Origin of the sequence: Sphingobium sp. 22B, assembly GCF_001580035.1 — a bacterium.
GTDB lineage: Bacteria > Pseudomonadota > Alphaproteobacteria > Sphingomonadales > Sphingomonadaceae > Sphingobium > Sphingobium fuliginis.
In genome coordinates, this window is the sequence record NZ_LTAB01000020.1 from 1 (window position 1) to 19,217 (window position 19,217).

General features: G+C 66.1%; 16 protein-coding genes and 1 tRNA gene. 4 read left to right on the top strand and 13 right to left on the bottom strand.

Translation table 11 applies throughout. The features are described 5' to 3' along the window. The 5 genes from A0J57_RS17240 to A0J57_RS17260 form a co-directional block, all read right to left on the bottom strand. A partial coding sequence (locus tag A0J57_RS17240) for an aspartate carbamoyltransferase catalytic subunit (RefSeq protein WP_064954905.1) occupies positions 1–1,041 on the bottom strand: 1,041 nt, incomplete at its 3' end. 64 nt (positions 1,042–1,105) lie between these two features. Beyond that, positions 1,106–2,716, bottom strand: coding sequence for an NAD(P)/FAD-dependent oxidoreductase (locus A0J57_RS17245; RefSeq protein WP_044663050.1), 1,611 nt, complete (start codon positions 2,714–2,716; stop codon positions 1,106–1,108). After that, positions 2,713–3,870, bottom strand: coding sequence for an aromatic ring-hydroxylating dioxygenase subunit alpha (locus A0J57_RS17250; protein ID WP_061936794.1), 1,158 nt, complete (start codon positions 3,868–3,870; stop codon positions 2,713–2,715). The genes A0J57_RS17245 and A0J57_RS17250 overlap by 4 nt, the downstream gene beginning before the upstream one ends. 85 nt (positions 3,871–3,955) lie before the next feature. Then, entirely contained in the window at positions 3,956–4,471 is a 516-nt protein-coding gene (locus A0J57_RS17255; protein ID WP_048577145.1) for a phosphoribosyltransferase, read from the bottom strand. 4 nt (positions 4,472–4,475) lie between these two features. Beyond that, positions 4,476–5,465, bottom strand: coding sequence for a bile acid:sodium symporter family protein (locus A0J57_RS17260; protein ID WP_061936797.1), 990 nt, complete (start codon positions 5,463–5,465; stop codon positions 4,476–4,478). 138 nt (positions 5,466–5,603) lie between these two features. On the opposite strand from A0J57_RS17260, the gene A0J57_RS17265 reads away from it, so the two are divergent. Further along, a complete protein-coding gene (locus A0J57_RS17265) occupies positions 5,604–6,359 on the top strand; it encodes an enoyl-CoA hydratase-related protein (protein WP_025550838.1) in 756 nt (251 codons plus the stop codon). Between the two features lie 160 nt (positions 6,360–6,519). On the opposite strand, the gene A0J57_RS17270 is transcribed toward A0J57_RS17265, so the two are convergent. From A0J57_RS17270 to A0J57_RS17280, 3 genes are all read right to left on the bottom strand, one after another. After that, positions 6,520–7,404 carry a DMT family transporter gene (locus tag A0J57_RS17270; RefSeq protein ID WP_025550836.1) on the bottom strand — a complete coding sequence of 295 codons (885 nt, stop codon included), beginning with the start codon at positions 7,402–7,404 and terminating at the stop codon, positions 6,520–6,522. 108 nt (positions 7,405–7,512) lie between these two features. Further along, on the bottom strand, positions 7,513–7,827 hold the full coding sequence (locus A0J57_RS17275; protein ID WP_048577121.1) for a hypothetical protein: 315 nt from the start codon (positions 7,825–7,827) through the stop codon (positions 7,513–7,515). A 74-nt stretch (positions 7,828–7,901) separates the two neighbouring features. Then, positions 7,902–8,423, bottom strand: coding sequence for a MarR family winged helix-turn-helix transcriptional regulator (locus A0J57_RS17280; protein ID WP_061936937.1), 522 nt, complete (start codon positions 8,421–8,423; stop codon positions 7,902–7,904). Positions 8,424–8,551: 128 nt separating this feature from the next. Here A0J57_RS17280 and A0J57_RS17285 point away from each other — a divergent pair. Further along, positions 8,552–8,626: transfer RNA gene (locus A0J57_RS17285), tRNA-Gln, on the top strand. A 292-nt stretch (positions 8,627–8,918) separates the two neighbouring features. Here the strand turns inward: A0J57_RS17285 and A0J57_RS17290 are convergent. The 4 genes from A0J57_RS17290 to A0J57_RS17305 all read right to left on the bottom strand — a co-directional run bounded on the left by A0J57_RS17290 (position 8,919) and on the right by A0J57_RS17305 (position 14,005). Continuing rightward, the gene (locus A0J57_RS17290; protein ID WP_061936800.1) at positions 8,919–10,553 is read right to left on the bottom strand and encodes an SDR family oxidoreductase; all 1,635 of its coding nucleotides are present in this window, start codon (positions 10,551–10,553) and stop codon (positions 8,919–8,921) included. After that, positions 10,550–10,966: a thiol-disulfide oxidoreductase DCC family protein gene (locus tag A0J57_RS17295; protein ID WP_061936805.1), complete on the bottom strand. Its 417-nt coding sequence runs from the start codon at positions 10,964–10,966 to the stop codon at positions 10,550–10,552. The genes A0J57_RS17290 and A0J57_RS17295 overlap by 4 nt, the downstream gene beginning before the upstream one ends. Next, on the bottom strand, positions 10,963–12,195 hold the full coding sequence (locus tag A0J57_RS17300) for an NAD(P)/FAD-dependent oxidoreductase (RefSeq protein WP_061936808.1): 1,233 nt from the start codon (positions 12,193–12,195) through the stop codon (positions 10,963–10,965). Before A0J57_RS17300 ends, A0J57_RS17295 begins: the two co-directional genes overlap by 4 nt. Before the next feature lie 91 nt (positions 12,196–12,286). Further along, the gene (locus A0J57_RS17305; RefSeq protein WP_061936811.1) at positions 12,287–14,005 is read right to left on the bottom strand and encodes a histidine kinase famiy protein; all 1,719 of its coding nucleotides are present in this window, start codon (positions 14,003–14,005) and stop codon (positions 12,287–12,289) included. Between the two features lie 167 nt (positions 14,006–14,172). Here A0J57_RS17305 and A0J57_RS17310 point away from each other — a divergent pair, with 167 nt between their 5' ends. After that, entirely contained in the window at positions 14,173–16,770 is a 2,598-nt protein-coding gene (locus tag A0J57_RS17310; RefSeq protein ID WP_061936813.1) for a PAS domain S-box protein, read from the top strand. A 129-nt stretch (positions 16,771–16,899) separates the two neighbouring features. Here A0J57_RS17310 and A0J57_RS17315 read toward each other — a convergent pair whose 3' ends face one another. Then, complete coding sequence (locus A0J57_RS17315) at positions 16,900–17,937, bottom strand: DUF2332 domain-containing protein (protein ID WP_061936816.1); 1,038 nt, start codon at positions 17,935–17,937, stop codon at positions 16,900–16,902. Between the two features lie 78 nt (positions 17,938–18,015). On the opposite strand from A0J57_RS17315, the gene A0J57_RS17320 reads away from it, so the two are divergent. Then, positions 18,016–19,185, top strand: a complete 1,170-nt coding sequence (locus A0J57_RS17320) for a citrate synthase (RefSeq protein WP_061936819.1) — start codon at positions 18,016–18,018, stop codon at positions 19,183–19,185. Positions 19,186–19,217: the final 32 nt, after the last annotated feature.

The following is a 19,217-nucleotide window of genomic DNA, read 5'->3' on the forward strand; positions in this document are numbered from 1 at the left end:
GCCCGGCCTATCTCTTCCTCTCCGACAATGCGGTGACGGATTTCCGCACCTTCGCGCGCCTCTGGTCAGCACGTCCAGGCAGGCCATGCGGATGGCGACGCCCATTTCCACCTGTTCCGTGATGGCGGAGCGTTGCGGGTGATCGGCGACGACGCTGGCGATCTCCACGCCCCGGTTCATCGGGCCGGGGTGCATCACCAGCGCGTCGGGTCTGGCGATGGCCAGCCGTTCCGGCGTCAGTCCGTAGAGCATGTGATATTCGCGCGGGGAGGGGATGAAGGCGCCGTCCATCCGTTCATTCTGGAGCCGCAGCATCATGACGACGTCCGCGCCCTCCAGCCCTTCGTCCATGCGGGTGTAGGGCGTCGCGCCCAGCATCTCGACCTCCGGCGGCATCAGCGTCGGCGGGGCGACGGCGCGGACCTGCGCGCCGAGGGCCGCGAGGCAGAGCATGTTCGAGCGCGCCACCCGGCTGTGCAGCACGTCGCCGCAGATCGCGACGATCAGCCCTTCGAACCCGCCCTTGCGCCGGCGGATGGTGAGGGCGTCGAGCAGGGCCTGGGTCGGATGCTGGTGCCAGCCGTCGCCCGCGTTCAGCACCGGGCAGTCGACCTTGTCCGCGATCAGCGCGACCGCGCCGGAGCTGGCGTGGCGGATGACGATCACATCGGCGGCCATGGCGTTGAGCGTCATGGCGGTGTCGATCAGCGTCTCGCCCTTCTTCACGCTGGACTGGCCGGCATGCATGTTGACGACGTCGGCGCCCAGGCGCTTGCCCGCGATCTCGAACGACAGCAGCGTGCGCGTGCTGTTTTCGAAAAAGGCGTTGATCTGGGTCATGCCGGCCAGCCGGTCGTCATGCTTGCGCGCGCCGCCCCGGTTGCTCCTGGCCCAATGTTCCGCCTCATCGAGGAGGAAGCGGATTTCCCATGGCTTGAGGTCCGCGATGGAGAGCAGATGCCGATGCGGGAACAGCGCCCGGCCGGTCAGGTCGCCCCCTTCAAGATCGGACTGGGTGGAGGAAACGGGGATGTCGGGCATGAGCCGACGCTTTAGGCGAGGGTGGGGAAGAGGGCAAGTATGCTCCCCTTGCTGCGGGGCAGGTTCAGCCCCGTCCGAGCCAGCGGCCCAGCAGCGCGCCGTCCTTCATCACCTCCCGCGCGGCATTGTGGCCGGGCGCGCCGGTCACGCCGCCGCCCGGATGGGTGCCCGCGCCGCACATGTAGAGGCCCTTCAGGGGTCCGCGATAGGCGCCGTGGCCCAGGACCGGGCGCGCCGCCCAGAGCTGGTCCAGGGTCATGTTGCCATGCATGATGTCGCCGCCGACCAGCCCGAATTTCCGTTCGAGGTCGAGCGGGGAGAGAATGTCCCGCGCGATCACCGATCGGGCGAAGCCGGGCGCATGGGCGTCGACCGTGGCGACGATGCGATCCGCCGCCGCCTCCCGCTCATCGTCCCAACGGCGTCCGTCGGGCAGAACGGGCGCGAATTGCTGGCAGAAGAGGCTGGCCACATGGCAGCCGGCCGGGGCGAGGCTTTCGTCCACGGTCGAGGGGATCAGCATCTCCACGATCGGCTCGCGCGACCAGCCTTCGCGCTTCGCGTCCATATAGGCGCGGTCCATATAGTCGAGCGTGGGCGCGATGATGATGCCCGACTGGTGATGTTCGCCCATGCCGGGCAGGCAGGTGAAGTCGGGCAGGGACGACAGCGCGACATTCATGCGGAAGGTGCCCGACGCCGTTTTGAACCCGCGGATGCGCCTCAGGAAATCCGGCGGCAGGTCGGCGGGGTCCATCAGCCGCTCGTAGAGCAGTTTCGGCCCCACATTGGCGATGACGGCCCTGCCCATCACCTCCTCGCCGCTTTCCAGCCGGACGCCCACGGCGCGCGCGCCGTCGACCAGCACGGATGCGACCGGCGCCTCCAGGCTGATTTCCACGCCGAGGCCGCGCACCACCTGCGCCATGATCCGGGTGATCGTGCCCATGCCGCCGACGCTGTGGCCCCAGGCGCCCTTCTTCCCGTTCACCTCGCCGAAGACATGGTGCAGCAGCACATAGGCGCTGCCCGGCGCGTCGGGGGAGGCATAGTTGCCCACGATCGCGTCGAAGCCGAAGGCGGCCTTCACCGCCTCGCTCTCGAACCAGCCGTCGAGGAAGCCGCGTGCCGAGCGGGTGAACAGTTCCAGCACGTCGCGCTGCTGTTCCAGCGTCAGGCTGCCCATCCGCCGTCCCTGCCGGAGCGCGGCGGCGATCATCGCCAGCCCGTCGCCCGCATTGGGCGGCGCCTTCAGCGTCATGTCGCGCAGCAGGTCCGCCACCACCTCCAGCGCGTCATAATAAGCGGGGAGGGTGGCGGCGTCTTTCTGGCTGAACTTCGCGAATTCCGCCTGCGTCCGCTCCAGCCCGCCGCCCAGCTTCAGATAGCGGCCGTCCGGCTGGGGGAAGAAATTGCTGATCGGCCGTTCGAGCACGCGATAGCCATGTTCGGCCAGCCGCATGTCGCTTATCACCTTGGGGTGGAGCAGGCTGACCGTGTAGCTCGCCACCGAATTGCGGAAGCCGGGGTGGAACTCCTCCGTCACGGCGGCGCCGCCCACGATGGCGCGCCGTTCCAGTATCCGCACCCGGTAGCCGGCCCGCGCCAGATAGAAGGCGCAGACCAGCCCGTTATGCCCGCCGCCGATGATGACCGCGTCATAGGCCCCGGTCATGCCGCCCGGCTCCATCCCGGGGCCGGGGCGCGATGCAGCCGCGCCTGCGGAATGATCCGCCGCATCCGCGCGCAGAAATGGCGGAGCGCCACCTCCTGCGCCGACAGGGGGCCGACGGTGAAGCTGTCCGAGGAAAGGCCCGCCTGCACCCGGTCCAGCAGGGCGCTGTCCTCCGCATTCACCCGCCGGTTGATCCGCCAGTTGAGGTAGCGGGCGGCCTTCATTTCCCGCCGCTCGTCAGGAATCGCATAGGGAACCTCCCGGATCAGCGATCGGGTGGGGGACAGCGGCAGCCACTGCATGAAGTCCACCTGGTCGGGATATATGTCGAAGGCGATATTGGGCCACAGCCTGAAATAGGTCCAAAGCCGCTGCCGCTCATCCCCCAGATGCGGTATGCGCGGCAGGAAATGCTGATAGGCCCGCTCGGACGGGTTGGAGGAGGGCTGGCGGAGGATCGGCCCGCACATCCGGTCGGCATGGGGGCCGGCTTCCACCCGATAGCCCTCCCCCATCAGCCGCCGCAGTCCGGGATGCGCGACCGCGACATGCAGCCCGTCCGAATAATTGTCCCCGATGATCTTCCAGTTCACCGCGCGGGGCCGCAGCGTCATGCGCCCCATGGCCCTCAAGTCCGCGAAGCGATAGGCCGCGATCTCCTGACCATGGGGCGCCATCATCTCCGCGACGCCGGGGCCGCCGTCATCCTCCAGCCTCACGAAGAGAAAGCCGTGGAAATCCTCGACCTCCACGGCGTGGAGCCCATGGCGGGCGGGGTCGAAGTCGTAGCCGGCCTTCAGCGGCACCCCGGTCAGGCGGCCCCGGTCGTCATAGGTCCAGCCATGATAGGGGCAGGTGAGCTTCCTGGCGCAGCCCGCGGCGGCGTCCACGATCCGCGCGCCGCGATGGCGGCAGACATTGGCGAAGGCGCGGATGACGCCGTCCCCGCCCCGGATCAGGATGACGCTTTCCCCGATATAGTCCAGCGTGCGGAAATCGCCGGGAGCGGGAATGTCGCTTTCATGCGCCACGATCTGCCAGGAGGGGCGGAATATCCGGCGCAGCTCCAGCTCGAAAAATTCGGGATCGCGATAGGTCCATGCCGGCAGGCTCCATGCCGCGTCCGGGTCCGCCAGTTGCCCGCCTTCCTCCACTATCCCCGCGCCCCACCCCAGCCGATAGATTTTACGTATGTATAACAACCTCGTTTTTCCGGCAATGGCGGCGGTCGGACCTGTCCTAAGCCGTTCTTTCCGGCACCTCGCCCCAGTCGGCCAATATGCTGTCCCGGCTGGCCACCGCCTCCCACGGAAAGACGAACCAGTCCTTCGTCGCGTCCCGGTCGATCGTTTCCGCGCGATAGTCCACCGTGGCGGCGGACCGGATATTGTCGATCAGGACCGCGAAGCGCACCCCTGCGGCGGGAGCGGCCGCCAGGGCATTGCGGACGGCATTGATCGTCCGTCCGCTGTCGTTGATGTCGTCGACGAACAGCAGCGTTTCGCCTGTCGCCACGCGCTGCGCCAGGCCGGCCAGCAGCGCCTCTCCGAAATCGGGCAGCTTCGCCGAGAGGTCGACCGACAGCATGGCGAGGCCGGTCGCATGGCTGAGATAGGTGGCGGGCACCAGGCCGCCGCGTCCGATGCCCACCAGATAATCGGGCCGCCATTGCGACGCCGCCAGGGCGCGGGCCAGCGCATCGATCTGGGCCAGGAACGCATCCATGGTGACGGGGGTCAGGATCGGCTGGCCCATCGCGTCAGCCCGCCGCCGCCAGACGGGTTTCGGCATCCGCCGCCGCGCCGTAGCGGCGGGCGAGGAAGGCGCAGGCCATCAACTGTATCTGGTGGAACAGCATGACCGGCAGCAGGATCGGCCCCACCGCACTGGCGGGGAACAGCACCCCGGCGATGGGCACGCCCGACGCCAGGCTTTTCTTCGATCCGCAGAATTGCAGCACGATCGCGTCCTCCCGCGACAGGCCGAGCAGCCGTCCCAGCAGGAAGGTGAAGACCAGCACGACGACCAGCATGGCGATGCAGATCGCCGCCAGCAGCAGCAATTCGCCGCGCGACACCTTCTGCCACAATCCTTCCACCACCGCCGCGCTGAAGGCGGAATAGACCACCAGCAGGATCGATCCGCGATCCACCCGCCCCAGCATCGCCCTGTGTCGGCTGACGAAGCCGCCGATCCATGGCCGGGACAGGTGGCCGATGACGAAGGGCAGCAGCAGTTGCAGCACGATGTCCTCGACCGAAGAGAGCGAGATCAGGCCGCCCGTCCCGTTTTTTTCCATCGTCAGCGCGACCAGCAGCGGCGTCAGGACGATGCCCAGCAGGTTGGAGAAGGATGCGCTGACCACCGCCGCCGCGACATTGCCTCGCGCAATGGCGGTGAAGGCGATCGAGGATTGTACCGTGGAGGGCAGCAGCGTCAGGAACAGCAGCCCCGCCCGCATCGAAGGCGGGATCGCCGCCGCCTGCTGAGTCGCCAGGCCGATCAGGGGAAAGACCGCGAAGGTCGTTCCCAGGGTCGCCAGATGCAGTTTCCAGGCCCGGGCGCCATTCCAGATCGCCTCCCGCGACAGCTTGGCGCCGTGCAGGAAGAAAAGCAGGACGATGCCCGCATCGGCCGCCGCCCCGGCCAGGCCGGCGGCTTCCCCGCGGGCGGGCAGCAGGGAGGCGAGCGCCACCGTGCCGATCAGCAGCAGCAGGAAGGGGTCCAGTATCTCGCGCAGGCGTTGCATGGGTCGCCTTTAGGCAGGATGGACGGAAAAGGATAGACGCGCTCGTGCCGATGCGCCAACAGTCGCGACGAACCAAGAGGCCCGCGACACCGGCGACATCCGTGACAAGGGCGGAAGAACAGCAAGGAGACTCCGGTCGTGAGCGAAGGGATAGCCATTGTCGAAAATCAGGGCGTCGTCGAAATCCACATCGACCGGCCGGAAAAGAAGAATGCGCTGACCGCCGACATGTACCGCACCATGACCGCCGCGCTGGCCGACGCATCCGCGCGGGACGGGATCGGCGCCGTGCTGTTCGCGGGCAAGGGCGACGCCTTCTGCGCGGGGAACGACCTTAAGGATTTCATGTCCGGTCCGCAGGGCGGGGAGGCGGCCTTCGCCTTCATCCGCGCCATCGCCGCCTTCGACAAGCCGGTGGTCGCCGCCGTGCAGGGTCTGGCCGTGGGGGTGGGGACGACCATGCTGTTCCATTGCGACCTGGTCTATGCGAGCCCCGACGTGCGGTTCATCATGCCCTTCGTCAATCTGGGGATCGTGCCGGAGGCGGGCTCCAGCCTGCTGGCGCCGGCCATATTGGGCTATGCCAAGGCGGCGTCGATGCTGCTTCTGGGCGAGCCGATGGATGCGCAGACCGCCGACCATGCGGGTTTCGTCACGGCGATCGTCCCGGCAGACGCGCTGCTGGACCATGCCCGGCAGAAGGCGGCGTTGCTGATGACCAAGCCGCCCCAGGCGCTTGCCGCCACGCGCCGGCTGATGAAGGGCGATCCGGCGGCGCTGAACCAGCGGATCGAGGAGGAGGCGCGCCTGTTCCAGCAGACGATGCAATCCGCCGAGGCGCAGGAGGCGTTCGCCGCCTTCTTCGAGAAGCGCGCGCCGGTGTTCCGCCGCTAGAGCGCGCTGCGTTAAATCCTGCGCAGGCCGCGCGCTCCAAGCTTTTGTTGTCGCATCGTGCGCAAAACCGGTTCCCACTTTTGCGCACGATGCTCTTAGCGTCCCGCCGCTGCGGCGGATTCCGCTATGGCTGCATCGGATCGGCTGCTCCCGGCGCGCCCTAAGGCTTGCCGAAGCGGATTTCGCTGACGATGACGGCGGCGACCACCAGCGCGCCGCCCAGCAGGGCGCTGGCGGGCAGGCGGTCGCCCGCGATCCAACCGATCAGGCCCGCCCAGACGGGCTCTCCGGCATAGATCAGCGTTGCACGGGTGGCCGACACGCTGCGCTGCGCCCAGTTCATCACGAGCTGGATCAGCGCCGTCATCAGGCCGAGCCCGCAGGCCGACAGCATGACGATCCAGTTGATGGGCGGGACGGCCTCTCCGGCCGGAACCATGCAGGCGAAGGCGAGCAGGGACGTCACCGCCAACTGGATGAACGTCACCCGCGCCACATCGACGCGGCCCGCCCAGAGGCTGATGAAGATGATCTCCAGCGCGATGGCGAGCGTGCTGATGAGCGTCAGCGCCTCCCCCCGGCCGAGCGACAGCCCGTCCCGCGGCGCGGCGATCAGTAGCAGTCCCGCAAAGGCCAGCGCCACGCCGATCCAGCTTGCAAGGCGCGGCCGCCTGCGCAGGACGATCCATTGCAGGATGGGGACCAGCGGCACATAGGCCGCCGTGATGAAGGCGGAGGTGCTGCTGGGGATCGTCCGCAGGCCCCAGGTCTGGAGCGTATAGCCGGTGAAGATGCCGCAGCCGATCATCGTCCCGGCCAGCCATTCCCGCCGCGTGACGCCGCGCAAGACCGGCAGGGCGAGGGGGAGGGCGATCAGGGCGGCGGTGCCGAAGCGCAGTCCGACGAAGAACAGCGGTCCGCTGTGCCGCATCGCCTGATGCACGATCAGGAAGGTGCCGCCCCACAGCAGGGTGATGCCGATCAGCGCCAGTTCCGGGCGCCCGATCATCAGCCGGGAGGGGGTTTCGGGTGCGGCGCCGTGCATGCCGTCGCTGGTGCTGCGGATGGCCGCTCAGGTCAAGCGCCGCTCCCGTCCGGTCGGCAGGGCGCGGCGTTTTTTCCGATCCTTTTCCCCAGGTCCCTTTCCGTGCCGTCAGTCGTTGCGGATGTCGTTGCCCGCGCGTTCCATCGCCGCGCCGACATCCCGCTTCGCTTCGCGCGCCTCCCGCTCCGCATCGCGGGAGGCATTGTCCATGGCCGCGCCGAGGCGGCCGGAACCTTCGTCTATCGCATTGCCCGCCTCGTCCAGGCCGCGGTCGAGCCTGTCACCCGCCCGGTCGACCGTATTGCCGACGTCGCTGCCGATCGCGGAGCCGGCATTTTCCAGATTGTCGGCCGCCTTTTCCGAACAGGCCGATGCGCCGAGGACGGTCAGCGCCGACATGGCGGTCAGGAATGATGTGCGCATGGGTTCACCCTTATCTTGCCTTCAACAAAGAGCAGATAAGCGCCCCTACGGCGATAAGGTTGCGCAACGATCCTTCACCGGCCGCGCAGGCCGAACACCATGGATCGGTCCTGATCGGGGATCAGCCCCTCCAGCACGCGCCAGAAGCCGGTGACGGAGCCCTGCCCCGCCTGGGCGTAGGCGGCGGCCATCTTTTCCCGCAGGGCGCGGAACAGGTCCGCCTCCAGCGCGACGCCGGCCGGGCTCAGCCGCAGCAATTTCTGCCGCCGGTCGCTGGCGCCCTGCCGGGTTTCGATATAACCCTGCTCGATCAGGTCGTTGAGCACGCGGCCCAGCGACTGCTTGGTGATGGCGAGCAGGCGCAGCAGGTCCTTGACGGTCAGGTCGGGCTGGCGCGAGATGAAATAAAGGGCGCGGTGATGCGCCCGGCCCAGCCCCTGCGCGGCGAGCCCTTCGTCGATCGAGCGGGTCAGCGCGGAATAGCCGAAATAGAGCATCTCTATGCCGCGCCGGATCTCATCCTCGCGCAGGAAAAGCGGTGAAGCGGGCGCGATCTGGGATGTCGGGACGGGGGATGGGGAATGGGGCGCGGACATGCCGGTCGGTTCCAGGCTGAGAGGAAAGGGCGCGCGCATATTGGCGGTTCCGGAAAATAATGACTAGGCTTTCCTTTCGCGCAACAGGCGCTATATGGCGGTCCGCGCCGGCGATGTCCGGGCGATGCTGGGGCGTAGCCAAGCGGTAAGGCAGCGGTTTTTGGTACCGCCATGCGCAGGTTCGAATCCTGCCGCCCCAGCCACATATTCCGACATGACGACGTACTTTTCGGCCGCTCGCTGGAGCTGGCTCAAATGGCGGGGTTCCGATGTGGAAGCGATCTGCGAGGCGTTGACCCGACCCACCATGCGTTTGATCGGGACCTGAGACGCGCGAATGGCGTTATGGCCAGCGGCATCCAAAAGCCGCATAAACAGGTCGGACACATGGCCGCACCAACCAGCTGGGCAAAGTTCATAAACCCTTGCCAACGGAGGGCCGTCCACACAGGATCGATGTTCCAAATTGCAGCCAGTGGTCGAAAGCGTGGTCTGCTATCGGATTGTCGCCGGTTCCAGCCATCCGCGATAATGGACCAGCCGCCCGATCAGGGGCAATGCGATGGGCACATCGAAATGGAAGCGCCCGCCTTCGGCCCATTCGCGGGCGGGCGAACGCGGGGCAAGCCATGTTGGCAAGGGCAGGGGACCGATCCACCAACGCCGCATGACCATGGTCAATCCCTGAGCGTCGCCGGGAAGATCGAAGGCGAAGCGGAACGGGCCGAAGCGCTCGACAAGCCAGCGGCCCCGTTGGCTGAGGTGGCTCTGAAAGCGTCGCCCTCCAAAATTGCGCGTCCAGCTTTCGCGGCCGTCGGCTTCATGGAAATGAACATGCAGGCGATGAGTACCGGCTTTGGGAAAGCCCACGATCCGCGCGATCAATGCCGCGGCCGGGTTCGACGCGCCGGTCACCGTGGCTTCGCCCGCTGCGCCGCCATCGCGAAACACATCATGAATGGCGCGCACCTCCGGTGGGAGCTGTCCGAAGCGATCACCCATGATGCGTTCATATAGGGGCGGCGGAGCAGGCAGTTCCGCCCTATCATGATGGATGGCCAGATTTCCGAAGGCATCGGCATAATCGCTCAGCGTCAGCGCCTCTGCGGCATCGCGGGCGCCTGCGGCTTCCTGCCCCGACAGGATGCGCGCTACGATGGGCGCCACGGACAATGTCGGTATTTCCGGGCCATCGCCCCGGTCGGCGATCAGCGTCCATCGGCGCTCGACCTTTTGGCCAGCCACGTCACCGAACAGGTGCACGATCATGGCGGAGCGATCGCTCCCCAGCGACCGGGTCAGGGATTGGAGAGGGTGAAGGAAGCGCGCGAGCGGCGCGAGAGTCGTGACGAGCCGCCAACGCACCAGCCAGCTGGCTAGCCAGAGCGCCCAATTCTGGAACCGGAGTTCCGTACCCGCCCGGAAGGTGACGGCCGGGCGTCCCGCCAACCTTTCGGGCAGAAGGGCGAGGTCGGGCACATCGACAAGCGCGACCTTGCGACCTGTGATCGCCTCCGTTCCCGCGCATCGGAACTGGACGGAACGCATCTCCTGCCATCCGAAGGCTTTCGCCCAGTGCTGACCGCGCCAGATGCGCAGGGGCTGGCCGACCTGTCCTGCTATGGCGGCGGAAACCGCCGGACCTGCCGTCGCCTTGTTGGATGCGCTGATCGCCATCTCGACCGCGCGCACCCTGTCCATGCCTTGCGCCAGATGACGCACCGCCGCGCTCGACAGCGCCGGCACGCTCGAAGCGCCGGAGAGGAGGATGACGCCTGCGGCTCTGGCGGCATCGTCCAACGCCCCGATGCCGCACACGAAATCGCGGCTGTCGGCGATGTCGACATAGTGAACCCCGGCAGCAATGCAGGCTTTGGGGATGGCATGATCCATCGCCTGAAAGGGGCCTGAGGCATCCACCACCATGTCCGGCCTATGCTCCTCCAATGCGGTGGCGATCCGACTGCGATCCAGTCCCAGCGGCATCAGGCTGGGCGCATCCCCGCAAAAGGCGCGGGCCTTGTCGATGGACCGTCCAGCGACCAGCACCTCATGCCCTGCGGCGGCGAGACGCCGCGCGATGCGCCCGCCAAAGCCGCCATAGCCGCCAAGGAGCAAGATCCGGCTCACAGAATGCGGCGTGCCTGTTCCGTCGTCGGGACCCAGCAGGTCGATCGCTTCCCGAACAGCCGATAACGATGGCGCGCAATCCAGCGATAGACGGGATCGCGCAGCCAGCGCGGAACGATATGGAATGCCGCCAGCCCATCCCAGGGGCGGTCCAGACCCGCCCATATGGCCAGCACCGCATCGCTGTCCCGCAAGGCGCGGCCGTCTTCCACCACGATCAGGGTTTCCGGATTGGCCGGGTCGATCCCGAACTGGCGGTAGAGCGCGGCCCCAATGTCACCTTGCATGGACGCGAGCCGAAAGCGACCGGCGCGGTCATGGCGCAGCACGAAAGCGGCATTGGCGGAGCAGAGCACGCACATGGCGTCGAAGACGATGATGGGGCCGTCGCTATCGCTCGACGCATCGTTCATGCAGCCTCCGCCAAGGGCATCCCAACCGTCCAATCGCCATCCAGCCCCAGTGGCGGCAGGGGATTGCCGACCAGCCCGCTGACCATCGCCGCCTGTATGGCGGTGGCCGGCCAGAGCTTGGACAAGGGGCCGACCACGCGGTCGCGAATCAACGGCAGCAGACGGCTGTCCGATTGATAGACCGGGGTGAACAGTGCGGTGAGCCATTGATAGGTCAGCACATGGCGACGGCGCAGTTCGATGGCGTGCTGAATCCCTTCATCGACACTATCCTTCTTTGCTAGACCCTTGGCCAGCGCCCAGGCGTCGAGCAACGCCATGTTGGCGCCCTGTCCCAGCTGAGGGCTGGCGGAGTGCCAGGCATCGCCGATATGGATCAGCGCCGGTTCCGCCGGAGCCGCAAGGGTCCGATGGGCGTAGCGGGCGAAGGTCAGTTGGTCAGCATCATGAATCTGATCGAGCAGCGGCATGCAGTCGGGCCATAGCTTGGCAACCTGCGCCTTCCATGGCGCCAGCCCGGTCTCGCGCCAATCGTCCAGCCGGTCCGCGCGGAGCGACCAGAAGAAAGCAGCTTTGGGCATCGTCGCACCGGGCGGCGTTCCGATGGGCAGGACTCCCGCCATGATGCTGGCGCGCTCGTAACGCTGTGCGAGTGCGTGGGGATCGAATGCGGCGGTCTGCGGCCAGTCGAGGCTTGCCCAAAGCGCGCCATAGGCCAGTTCCCGACCCGTGGGCGGCGCCAGCGCTGTGCGCGTGCCCAGCGCATCGACGACGAGATCATAGGGGCCACTCGTCTCTCCATCGGCAAAATGTAGCGCGCGCTTCAGCCCGACCGGGGCGCTCCCCGTCAGCGTGCGGCCGGTATGGACGGCTATTCCCGCCTGCAGGACGGCTTCGTGCAGGATCGCGAACAGGCTGGCACGATGGATGCCAATGCCGAACATTTCCCGGTGGCGAAGGGCTGCATAATGGACGTCGAGGACAATCCGCCTGCCCGCCTTGCCGAAAAGGCGATCGACCCGCGCGCCCCGTGCCCGAGCCTCCTCCAGCAATCCCAATTGAAACAAGACCGCCATGCCCGTGGGCTGGAGCATCAAGCCGGACCCGATAGGTCGAGGCGTATCGAAGCGTTCGAACAGCGTTACATGATGTCCGGCACGATGCAGCAGCAGCGCCGCCGCCAGTCCGCACGGCCCGCAGCCCGCGATCGCAATGTCCAGCCCCCGCATGGTCGCTGTCTAGCTGAGGATACCGTCCTATCCAATAGGATTACCACAAGCTTTTAAATCAGCATCCTGGGGCGCGTGGGGATTCAGCCCATCACCCCTCCTTGGCGCCAAACGGACTTTCCTCCCGCCTGACGACCGTGCGGCGTGACAGAGCCGTCCTTACGCGATCCGCCAGCTCCTCGCGGCGATAGGGCTTGCCGATCACGTCGAGCCGCGTGCCGCGCGGGATGTCGGCGACCAGATCCTCATTATAGCCCGTGGTCATAAGCACTGGCGTTTCCGGACATAGTTCGTTGAACTTCTCGACCAGTTCCAGGCCGCTCATGCCACCCGGCATGACCATATCGGTGAAGAGCAGGTCGACCTTGATATTCTCAAGCTTCAGGAGCGCTTCCTCGCCGCTTGCGACAGGAATGACCCGGTACCCGATCGCAGCCAGTTGCTCGCTCGCCAGCGCGCGGACATCGTCACTGTCTTCGACCAGCAGGATCGTCTGTCCTCCGGCATCGCCCGAAATCGCCGGCGCTGGCATGGGCCGCACGGGGCCGGACACGACCTCTTCGGGCGGCGCGACGGGAAAGAGCAGCCGCATCGTCGTTCCCTGCCCCGGCTCGGAGTCGATTTCCAGACGGCCGAGCGACTGCTGCACAAAGCCGTGGACCATTGCCAGGCCAAGGCCGGTGCCGCGCTCCTTGCCCTTGGTGCTGAAGAACGGCTCGGTGGCGCGCTGGCGAACCTCGGCGCTCATGCCATGGCCTTCGTCGCGGATGCTCAATACGACATAATCCCCTTCGGGAAGGCCATGCGCCGCCGCGTTGCCGTTCAGCTTCCAAAGCTCGGTCGCGATCGTCACGGTGCCGCCGCCCGGCATCGCGTCGCGGGCGTTGATCAGGATGTTGAGCACCGCCATCTCAAGATGCGTGGGGTCGATCTGCACCGCCGGGAGCCGACGCTCCAGCGCGGTGACCAGCCTGATCTGCGGCCCCACGGTATTGTCGATCAGATCGCCGAATTCGTGGATCAGCTCGTTCATGTTGATCCGGCGCGGCTCGAGCCGGGTCTTGCGCGCGAAGGCAAGCAACTGGCGCGTCAGCCTCGCGCCGCGCTCGGCAGCGCGGGCAGCATTGCCCAGCATCCGTCGCTGGGCATCGTTCAGATCGTCTCCGAGCACGATGTCGAGATTGCCTGTCACCACCTGCAGCAGGTTGTTGAAATCATGCGCCAGGCCGGCAGTCAGTTGTCCGATCGCCTCCATCTTCTGCGCCTGACGAAAAGCCTGTTCAGAGGAGCGCCGACGCGTGACGTCAAGCTGGCTGGCGAAGAAATAGAGGAGCGTGCCGTCGTCATCATAGACGGGCGCCACGAACACCGCGTTCCAGAAGGGACTGCCGTCGCGGCGATAGTTCAGGATTTCGGTCGAAATCGCTTCCTGCGCCCTTACGGCTTCGCGAAGGGCGCGGACGGTTTCCCTGTCGGTGTCGGCCCCCTGCAGGAAACGGCAATTGCGGCCGACGACTTCGCTTTCCTCATAGCCTGTCAGATCGAGAAACGCTTTGTTGGCGAAGACGATGGGATTGTCGTCCTGGCGCGGATCGGTAAGGATCATCGGCATCCGCGTCATCTGCAAGGCAGCGAAGAACACCGTACCGCGCTGGTCGAGCCCAGGTTCCGCCACGGTCGATCGCTTCCAGTGATGCGTCGGTCGGGCGCCTGTCGGACTATAGGAGCTGGTGTCTTCCAGATCGCCGGCTGGCTCGCCGGTCGCTTCGTTGGGATTGACGGGCGCTTCTGCGCCATCCTTGTCGGCCACGGGCTACCTCAAATCAGTTTCAACATCGCAATAAATCTTCACCGGCGATCTGGTTGCCATGAGTCTTCGATCGAGATTATCGGCCCGGTCCGACCATCCCGTCTGCAACCAGTTCAGGCGTTTTGCGTTTGCGTCCAGCATCAGAAGAATTTTTTCCCGGGGGATCGATGAAAAAGCCAGAACCGTCGCGCGCGATCAGCGCTGACGAATGGCGCCAGATCGTCGATGGCGCGGTTGGCACGGCGATCGTCACCACCGATCTCGAAGGCCGGGTGACGAGTTGGAACGAGGGCGCGTCCCGGATGCTGGGCTGGACCGCCTCTGAGGTTCTGGGTGAGACGCTGGAGCGCCTGTTCCCCCCCGGAGAGGGCGCCTCGGCGCTCCGACAAGAGATGACCGACGCGCTGACCGTCGGCCGTGGCGGCGGAACGGAAGGTTGGCGCATTTGCCGCGACGGATCGCAGATATGGGCCGTAGGCGAAATGTCGCCGATCCGCGATCAGGCCGGTTCCGTGGTCGGATTCACGAAGATTTTGCACGATCGCACGAAAAGCAGGGAAGCGCAGGAGGCGATCTCCGAAGAGCGCCGCGCGCTGGAGATACTCAATCGGGCCGGCTCCGCGCTGGCGGCCAAGACCGATCTTCAGGAACTCGTCCAGATCGTCACCGATGCGGGGGTCGAACTGACCGGCGCCGAATTCGGCGCCTTCTTCTACAATGTCGAGAATGAGGCCGGGGAGAGCTACATGCTCTACACCCTGTCCGGGGCGCCGGCCGAGGCCTTCTCCAAATTTCCGATGCCGCGCAACACATCGGTGTTCGCGCCGACCTTCTCAGGCGAAGGGATCGTTCGCTCCGACGATATAACCAGGGACCCGCGTTACGGGCAGAATGCGCCACGCAAGGGCATGCCCGAGGGACATCTGCCCGTGCGCAGCTATCTGGCCGTGCCGGTCATTTCGCGTAGCGGAGAGGTGATCGGGGGCCTGTTCTTCGGCCATGCCGATATCGGCGTCTTCGACGATCGGTCGGAACGGGGCCTGGAAGGCCTGGCGGCCGAGGCGGCCGTCGCAATCGATAATGCCAGGCTTTTTCAGGCGCTCGAACGCGAACTCACACAACGGCGGAAGGCGGAGAGCGAGCTGGCCGACAGCGAAGCGCGCTTGCGGCTGGCTACTGAAGCGGCTGAAATCGGCACCTGGGACTACCACCCCGCCTCGAACGAACTTCGGTGGGATGTTCGGTGCAAGCAACTCTTCGGTTTATCCCCGGAGGCGGCAGTCACCTATGCGGGCTCCTTCATTGCAGGAATTCATCCGGACGACCGGGAGCGCGCGGATGAGGCCGTCCGAAGAGCGATCGATCCCGAGGGCATGGGCCGCTACGACATAGAATATCGCACCATCGGTATCGAGGACGGACGGCAGCGGTGGATTTCCGCGAACGGCCGCGCGCTCTTCGATACCGACCAGGGAACGCGGTTTGTCGGGACCGTGATCGACATTACCGAGCGGAAGGCGACCGAGGACAGGTTGCACCAGCTTAACGAGCGGCTGGAAGAGCAGGTCGAGGCCGAAATCCGCAAACGCGCGGAAGCGGAAGAGGCGCTGCGCCAGTCGCAGAAGATGGAGGCGATAGGACAACTCACCGGCGGGATCGCCCACGACTTCAATAACCTGTTGGCAGGCATCATCGGCAGCCTGGAAATCATCGAAAGGCGCATTTCCGAAGGCCGGACCGAGGGTATCGAACGCTTCATCAACGGTGCGCAGACCTCCGCCCGGCGCGCCGCAGCGCTGACCCAGCGGCTCCTCGCCTTCTCTCGTCGCCAGACCCTCGATCCCAAACCGACCGACGTGAACCGGCTGGTCTTCGGTATGGAGGACCTCATCGCCCGCACCGTCGGCCCGGCCATCAAGGTCGAGGTCGTCGGCGCCGCGGGCCTCTGGCCAACCAGGATCGACACCGTCCAGCTTGAAAGCGCGCTCCTCAATCTCGCCATCAACGCTCGCGACGCCATGCCCGACGGCGGCAAACTGACGATCGAGACCGCGAACAAGTGGCTGGACAATCGCGCCGGGCGGGAACGCGACCTGCCGCCGGGACAGTATATCTCGGTGTGCGTCACCGACACGGGGACAGGCATACCGAAAGACATCGCCGACCGGATATTCGATCCGTTCTTCACGACCAAGCCGATCGGTCAGGGCACAGGTCTGGGTCTTTCCATGATCCATGGTTTCGTGCGGCAGTCGGGCGGCCAGGTTCGCGTCTACAGCGAAGCGGGGCAGGGAACGACGATGTGCCTCTATCTGCCCCGCTACTCCGGCGATGTCGCGGACGATGCCGCGGCGGCGGAGTCGCCGATCCCGGAAACGGGCGCCGGGGAAACCGTGCTCGTGATCGACGACGAACCGACCGTTCGCATGCTCATAATAGAGGTGCTCGAAGAGGCTGGATATGTCGCGCTCGAAGCCGAAGATGGCCCCTCAGGGTTGAAAATCCTTCAGTCCGACGTCCGGGTCGACCTGCTCATCACCGATGTCGGATTACCCGGAGGCATGAACGGCCGACAGATCGCCGACGCGGCCCGCGTCGGTCGCCCGGACCTGAAGGTACTTTTCGTAACCGGGTTCGCGGAGAATGCCGCTGTCGGCAATGGTCATCTTGAGAGGGGTATGGAGGTTATCACCAAACCATTTGTGATGACCGAACTCGCGAACAAGATCACCGACATGATCGAGCATCGGCACCTCGGCGCCTGATCGACGCCGATCTCCGGCCGCATCGGTCAAAGGTCATCTTGAGGGGCGTGGCATGAGATAGCTGACCGTCCGGACCTGAGGACTGAAAATTGGCGATAGCGCGTTGTTTTCGTCTGTTTCCATGGCCCATTACTGCCAGACGGCATATTCACCATGGGGATGGACGACAGCCAGCAGCCGGTCGTGCCCCGGCCCCGACCATAGCCGCAGTTCGAACTGCCGCGCGGTCTCATTCAGTTCCATCCGGAGCCAGAAGAATGGCGCATCGGCCGTCGCGGCAGCGGCATGGCTCTCCAACGTCGCAAGGATTTGCGCCTGCTCGACCGGCAGGATATATTGCCAGACCACCGAGTGGAACACGACCGTCGCGAAGCCCGTCTTAGGTGCCGCGCGCTGCACGAAACGCGCTGCATTCTCCGCCTCGACCACCAGCGAACCGCTTTGACCCAGCGCGACCGCCGCCTGCAGGCGTTCCATTCTCTCCCGCTGCTCAGCCCAGCAATAGGACAGCAGACGGGTGGCATCGGCCGTCTGCCGGATGTCGATCGGGCGACGGTCGCAGGCATGCCGCTCCGCCACGATCAAGTCCCGGTCCAGCGAGGGTGCCGCTCCTTCCCATCGGCTTGGGACAATCACGGAACTGGCCGGATCGCCCCAGATCGTCCCGCCGATCTCATAGCGAAACGCATCCCACAGGCTGTTCAGCCCCGCGCTCGCGCCCAGTTCAAAGCAGCGTAGCGGGAGCCCGGCCTCGCGCCCGATCGTCAGGAACCCGCCCAGCAGGCATGCCGAGCGCCGCACCTCATTGGTCTGCGGCTCATGTGCCAGAATGGCGGCCACCGGCCCGGCATGGTCGATCAGCACCTGCTCCGCCGTCACCCAGGCCTGTTCCGGATTCTCTGCCGCAGGCGGGTAGCAGGCTGCCAGAGCGGGCGCTTGCCCGCTCAGCACCAGATAATGCAGGCTCGCCAGCAGCCGGAGCGCGACGGCATCGCGCACCAGTCGATCGGCCGGAACCCCGCTCCAGTCCGCCAGCAGATGCGACACTATCCCGCCCGGGATGATGGCCCTGCCCGCCCGTTCCAGCACAGCCGCGCTGAACGGCGCACCCAGCGTCGCGCAGGCATGAGATTGGCGTTCAAAGGCTTCCAAAAGCGTGTTCGACATGGCGGTCTCCCGGATATTCGCTTGCCCGGAAAAGCCCCCATCGACATTGATCGGTCAATCTTGATAAATATAATCAATATGAAAGAGAGCGATTGGATATCCGCCGAGGAGGCGCAGTTGCGCCTGGGCGTTCGCGCGCAGACGCTCTATGCCTATGTCAGCCGCGGGCATGTTCAGGTGCGTGCCCATCCAGCGGACGCGCGCCGCAGCTTGTATCGAGCGACCGATGTGGATGAACTCGCCGTCCGCAACGGGCGCAGCCGCAAGCTGGCGGATGTGGCGTCCGCCGCCATCGCCTGGGGCGAGCCCGTCCTGAGTTCGGCGATCACCACGGTGCGCGCCGGCCGTTTCTTCTATCGCGGCCATGATGCCGTCGGACTAGCGGAGGATCGGCCGCTCGAAGCCGTCGCTCGCCTGCTGCTCGGCGAAGACCAACCCGGCGCCGACAACATGGAGCGAACCCCACCGCCCGACCATGTCGATCTCCACCATCGCCTCTACCAGATGCTGGCGGGGCGTGCCGCGGCCTCGCCGCCGATGCTGGGATCGAGTGACGGTATGATTGCTGCCGAAGCGGCGCTGCTGCTGGACCTCGTCGCGGATGCGGCCGCTGGCGCTGTCCTGCCCGGCCCGATCCATCAGCGGCTGGCGAACAGTTGGGGCGCCGACCCCCATGGCGCGACGGCTGACCTCATCCGCCGCATGCTGATACTGGTCGCCGATCATGAATTGAACGCCTCCACTTTCGCGGCGCGTGTGACTGCATCGACCGGCGCCTCGCTGGCCGCCGCTGTCCTGTCCGGCCTTTCGACGCTTTCCGGCCCGCGCCATGGCGGCATGAGCGCCATGGCGCGGCGTTTCGCTGTGGAGGCTGAGCTGCATGGCGCGCGGGACGCTGTCCACGCGCGGCTGGTTGAGGGGCGGTCCCTGCCGGGTTTCGGCCATCCACTCTATCCGCAGGGCGACATAAGGGCGAAAGCGCTGCTCGACGGCTTCGAACTGCCCGCCTCGCTGGCGGCATTGCGGGCAGCGGCGAAGGATCTGGCCGATGTCGAACCCAATATCGACTTCGCCATGATGGCTATCTGCCTGTCCTGCGGCATGCCTGCCCAGGCGCCCTTTGCCCTGTTCGCGACAGCGCGCAGCGCAGGCTGGATCGCCCATGCCGTTGAACAAAACCGGACGGGCAAACTGATCCGGCCTCGTGCTCGCTATGTGGGACCGGAACCGCTGATCGGGTCGGATTGACGGACCGGGCCTTGGCCGCGACACGGCTGTGC

Bases quoted from the DNA above. Each gene is read 5' to 3' on its own strand.
- A0J57_RS17245 (WP_044663050.1), bottom strand. From the start codon at position 2,716: ATGACCGGGGCCTATGACGCGGTCATCATCGGCGGCGGGCATAACGGG.
- A0J57_RS17255 (WP_048577145.1), bottom strand. From the start codon at position 4,471: ATGGGCCAGCCGATCCTGACCCCCGTCACCATGGATGCGTTCCTGGCC.
- A0J57_RS17260 (WP_061936797.1), bottom strand. From the start codon at position 5,465: ATGCAACGCCTGCGCGAGATACTGGACCCCTTCCTGCTGCTGCTGATC.
- A0J57_RS17270 (WP_025550836.1), bottom strand. From the start codon at position 7,404: ATGCACGGCGCCGCACCCGAAACCCCCTCCCGGCTGATGATCGGGCGC.
- A0J57_RS17275 (WP_048577121.1), bottom strand. From the start codon at position 7,827: ATGCGCACATCATTCCTGACCGCCATGTCGGCGCTGACCGTCCTCGGC.
- A0J57_RS17280 (WP_061936937.1), bottom strand. From the start codon at position 8,423: ATGTCCGCGCCCCATTCCCCATCCCCCGTCCCGACATCCCAGATCGCG.
- A0J57_RS17295 (WP_061936805.1), bottom strand. From the start codon at position 10,966: ATGAACGATGCGTCGAGCGATAGCGACGGCCCCATCATCGTCTTCGAC.
- A0J57_RS17300 (WP_061936808.1), bottom strand. From the start codon at position 12,195: ATGCGGGGGCTGGACATTGCGATCGCGGGCTGCGGGCCGTGCGGACTG.
- A0J57_RS17310 (WP_061936813.1), top strand. From the start codon at position 14,173: ATGAAAAAGCCAGAACCGTCGCGCGCGATCAGCGCTGACGAATGGCGC.
- A0J57_RS17315 (WP_061936816.1), bottom strand. From the start codon at position 17,937: ATGTCGAACACGCTTTTGGAAGCCTTTGAACGCCAATCTCATGCCTGC.
- A0J57_RS17320 (WP_061936819.1), top strand. From the start codon at position 18,016: ATGAAAGAGAGCGATTGGATATCCGCCGAGGAGGCGCAGTTGCGCCTG.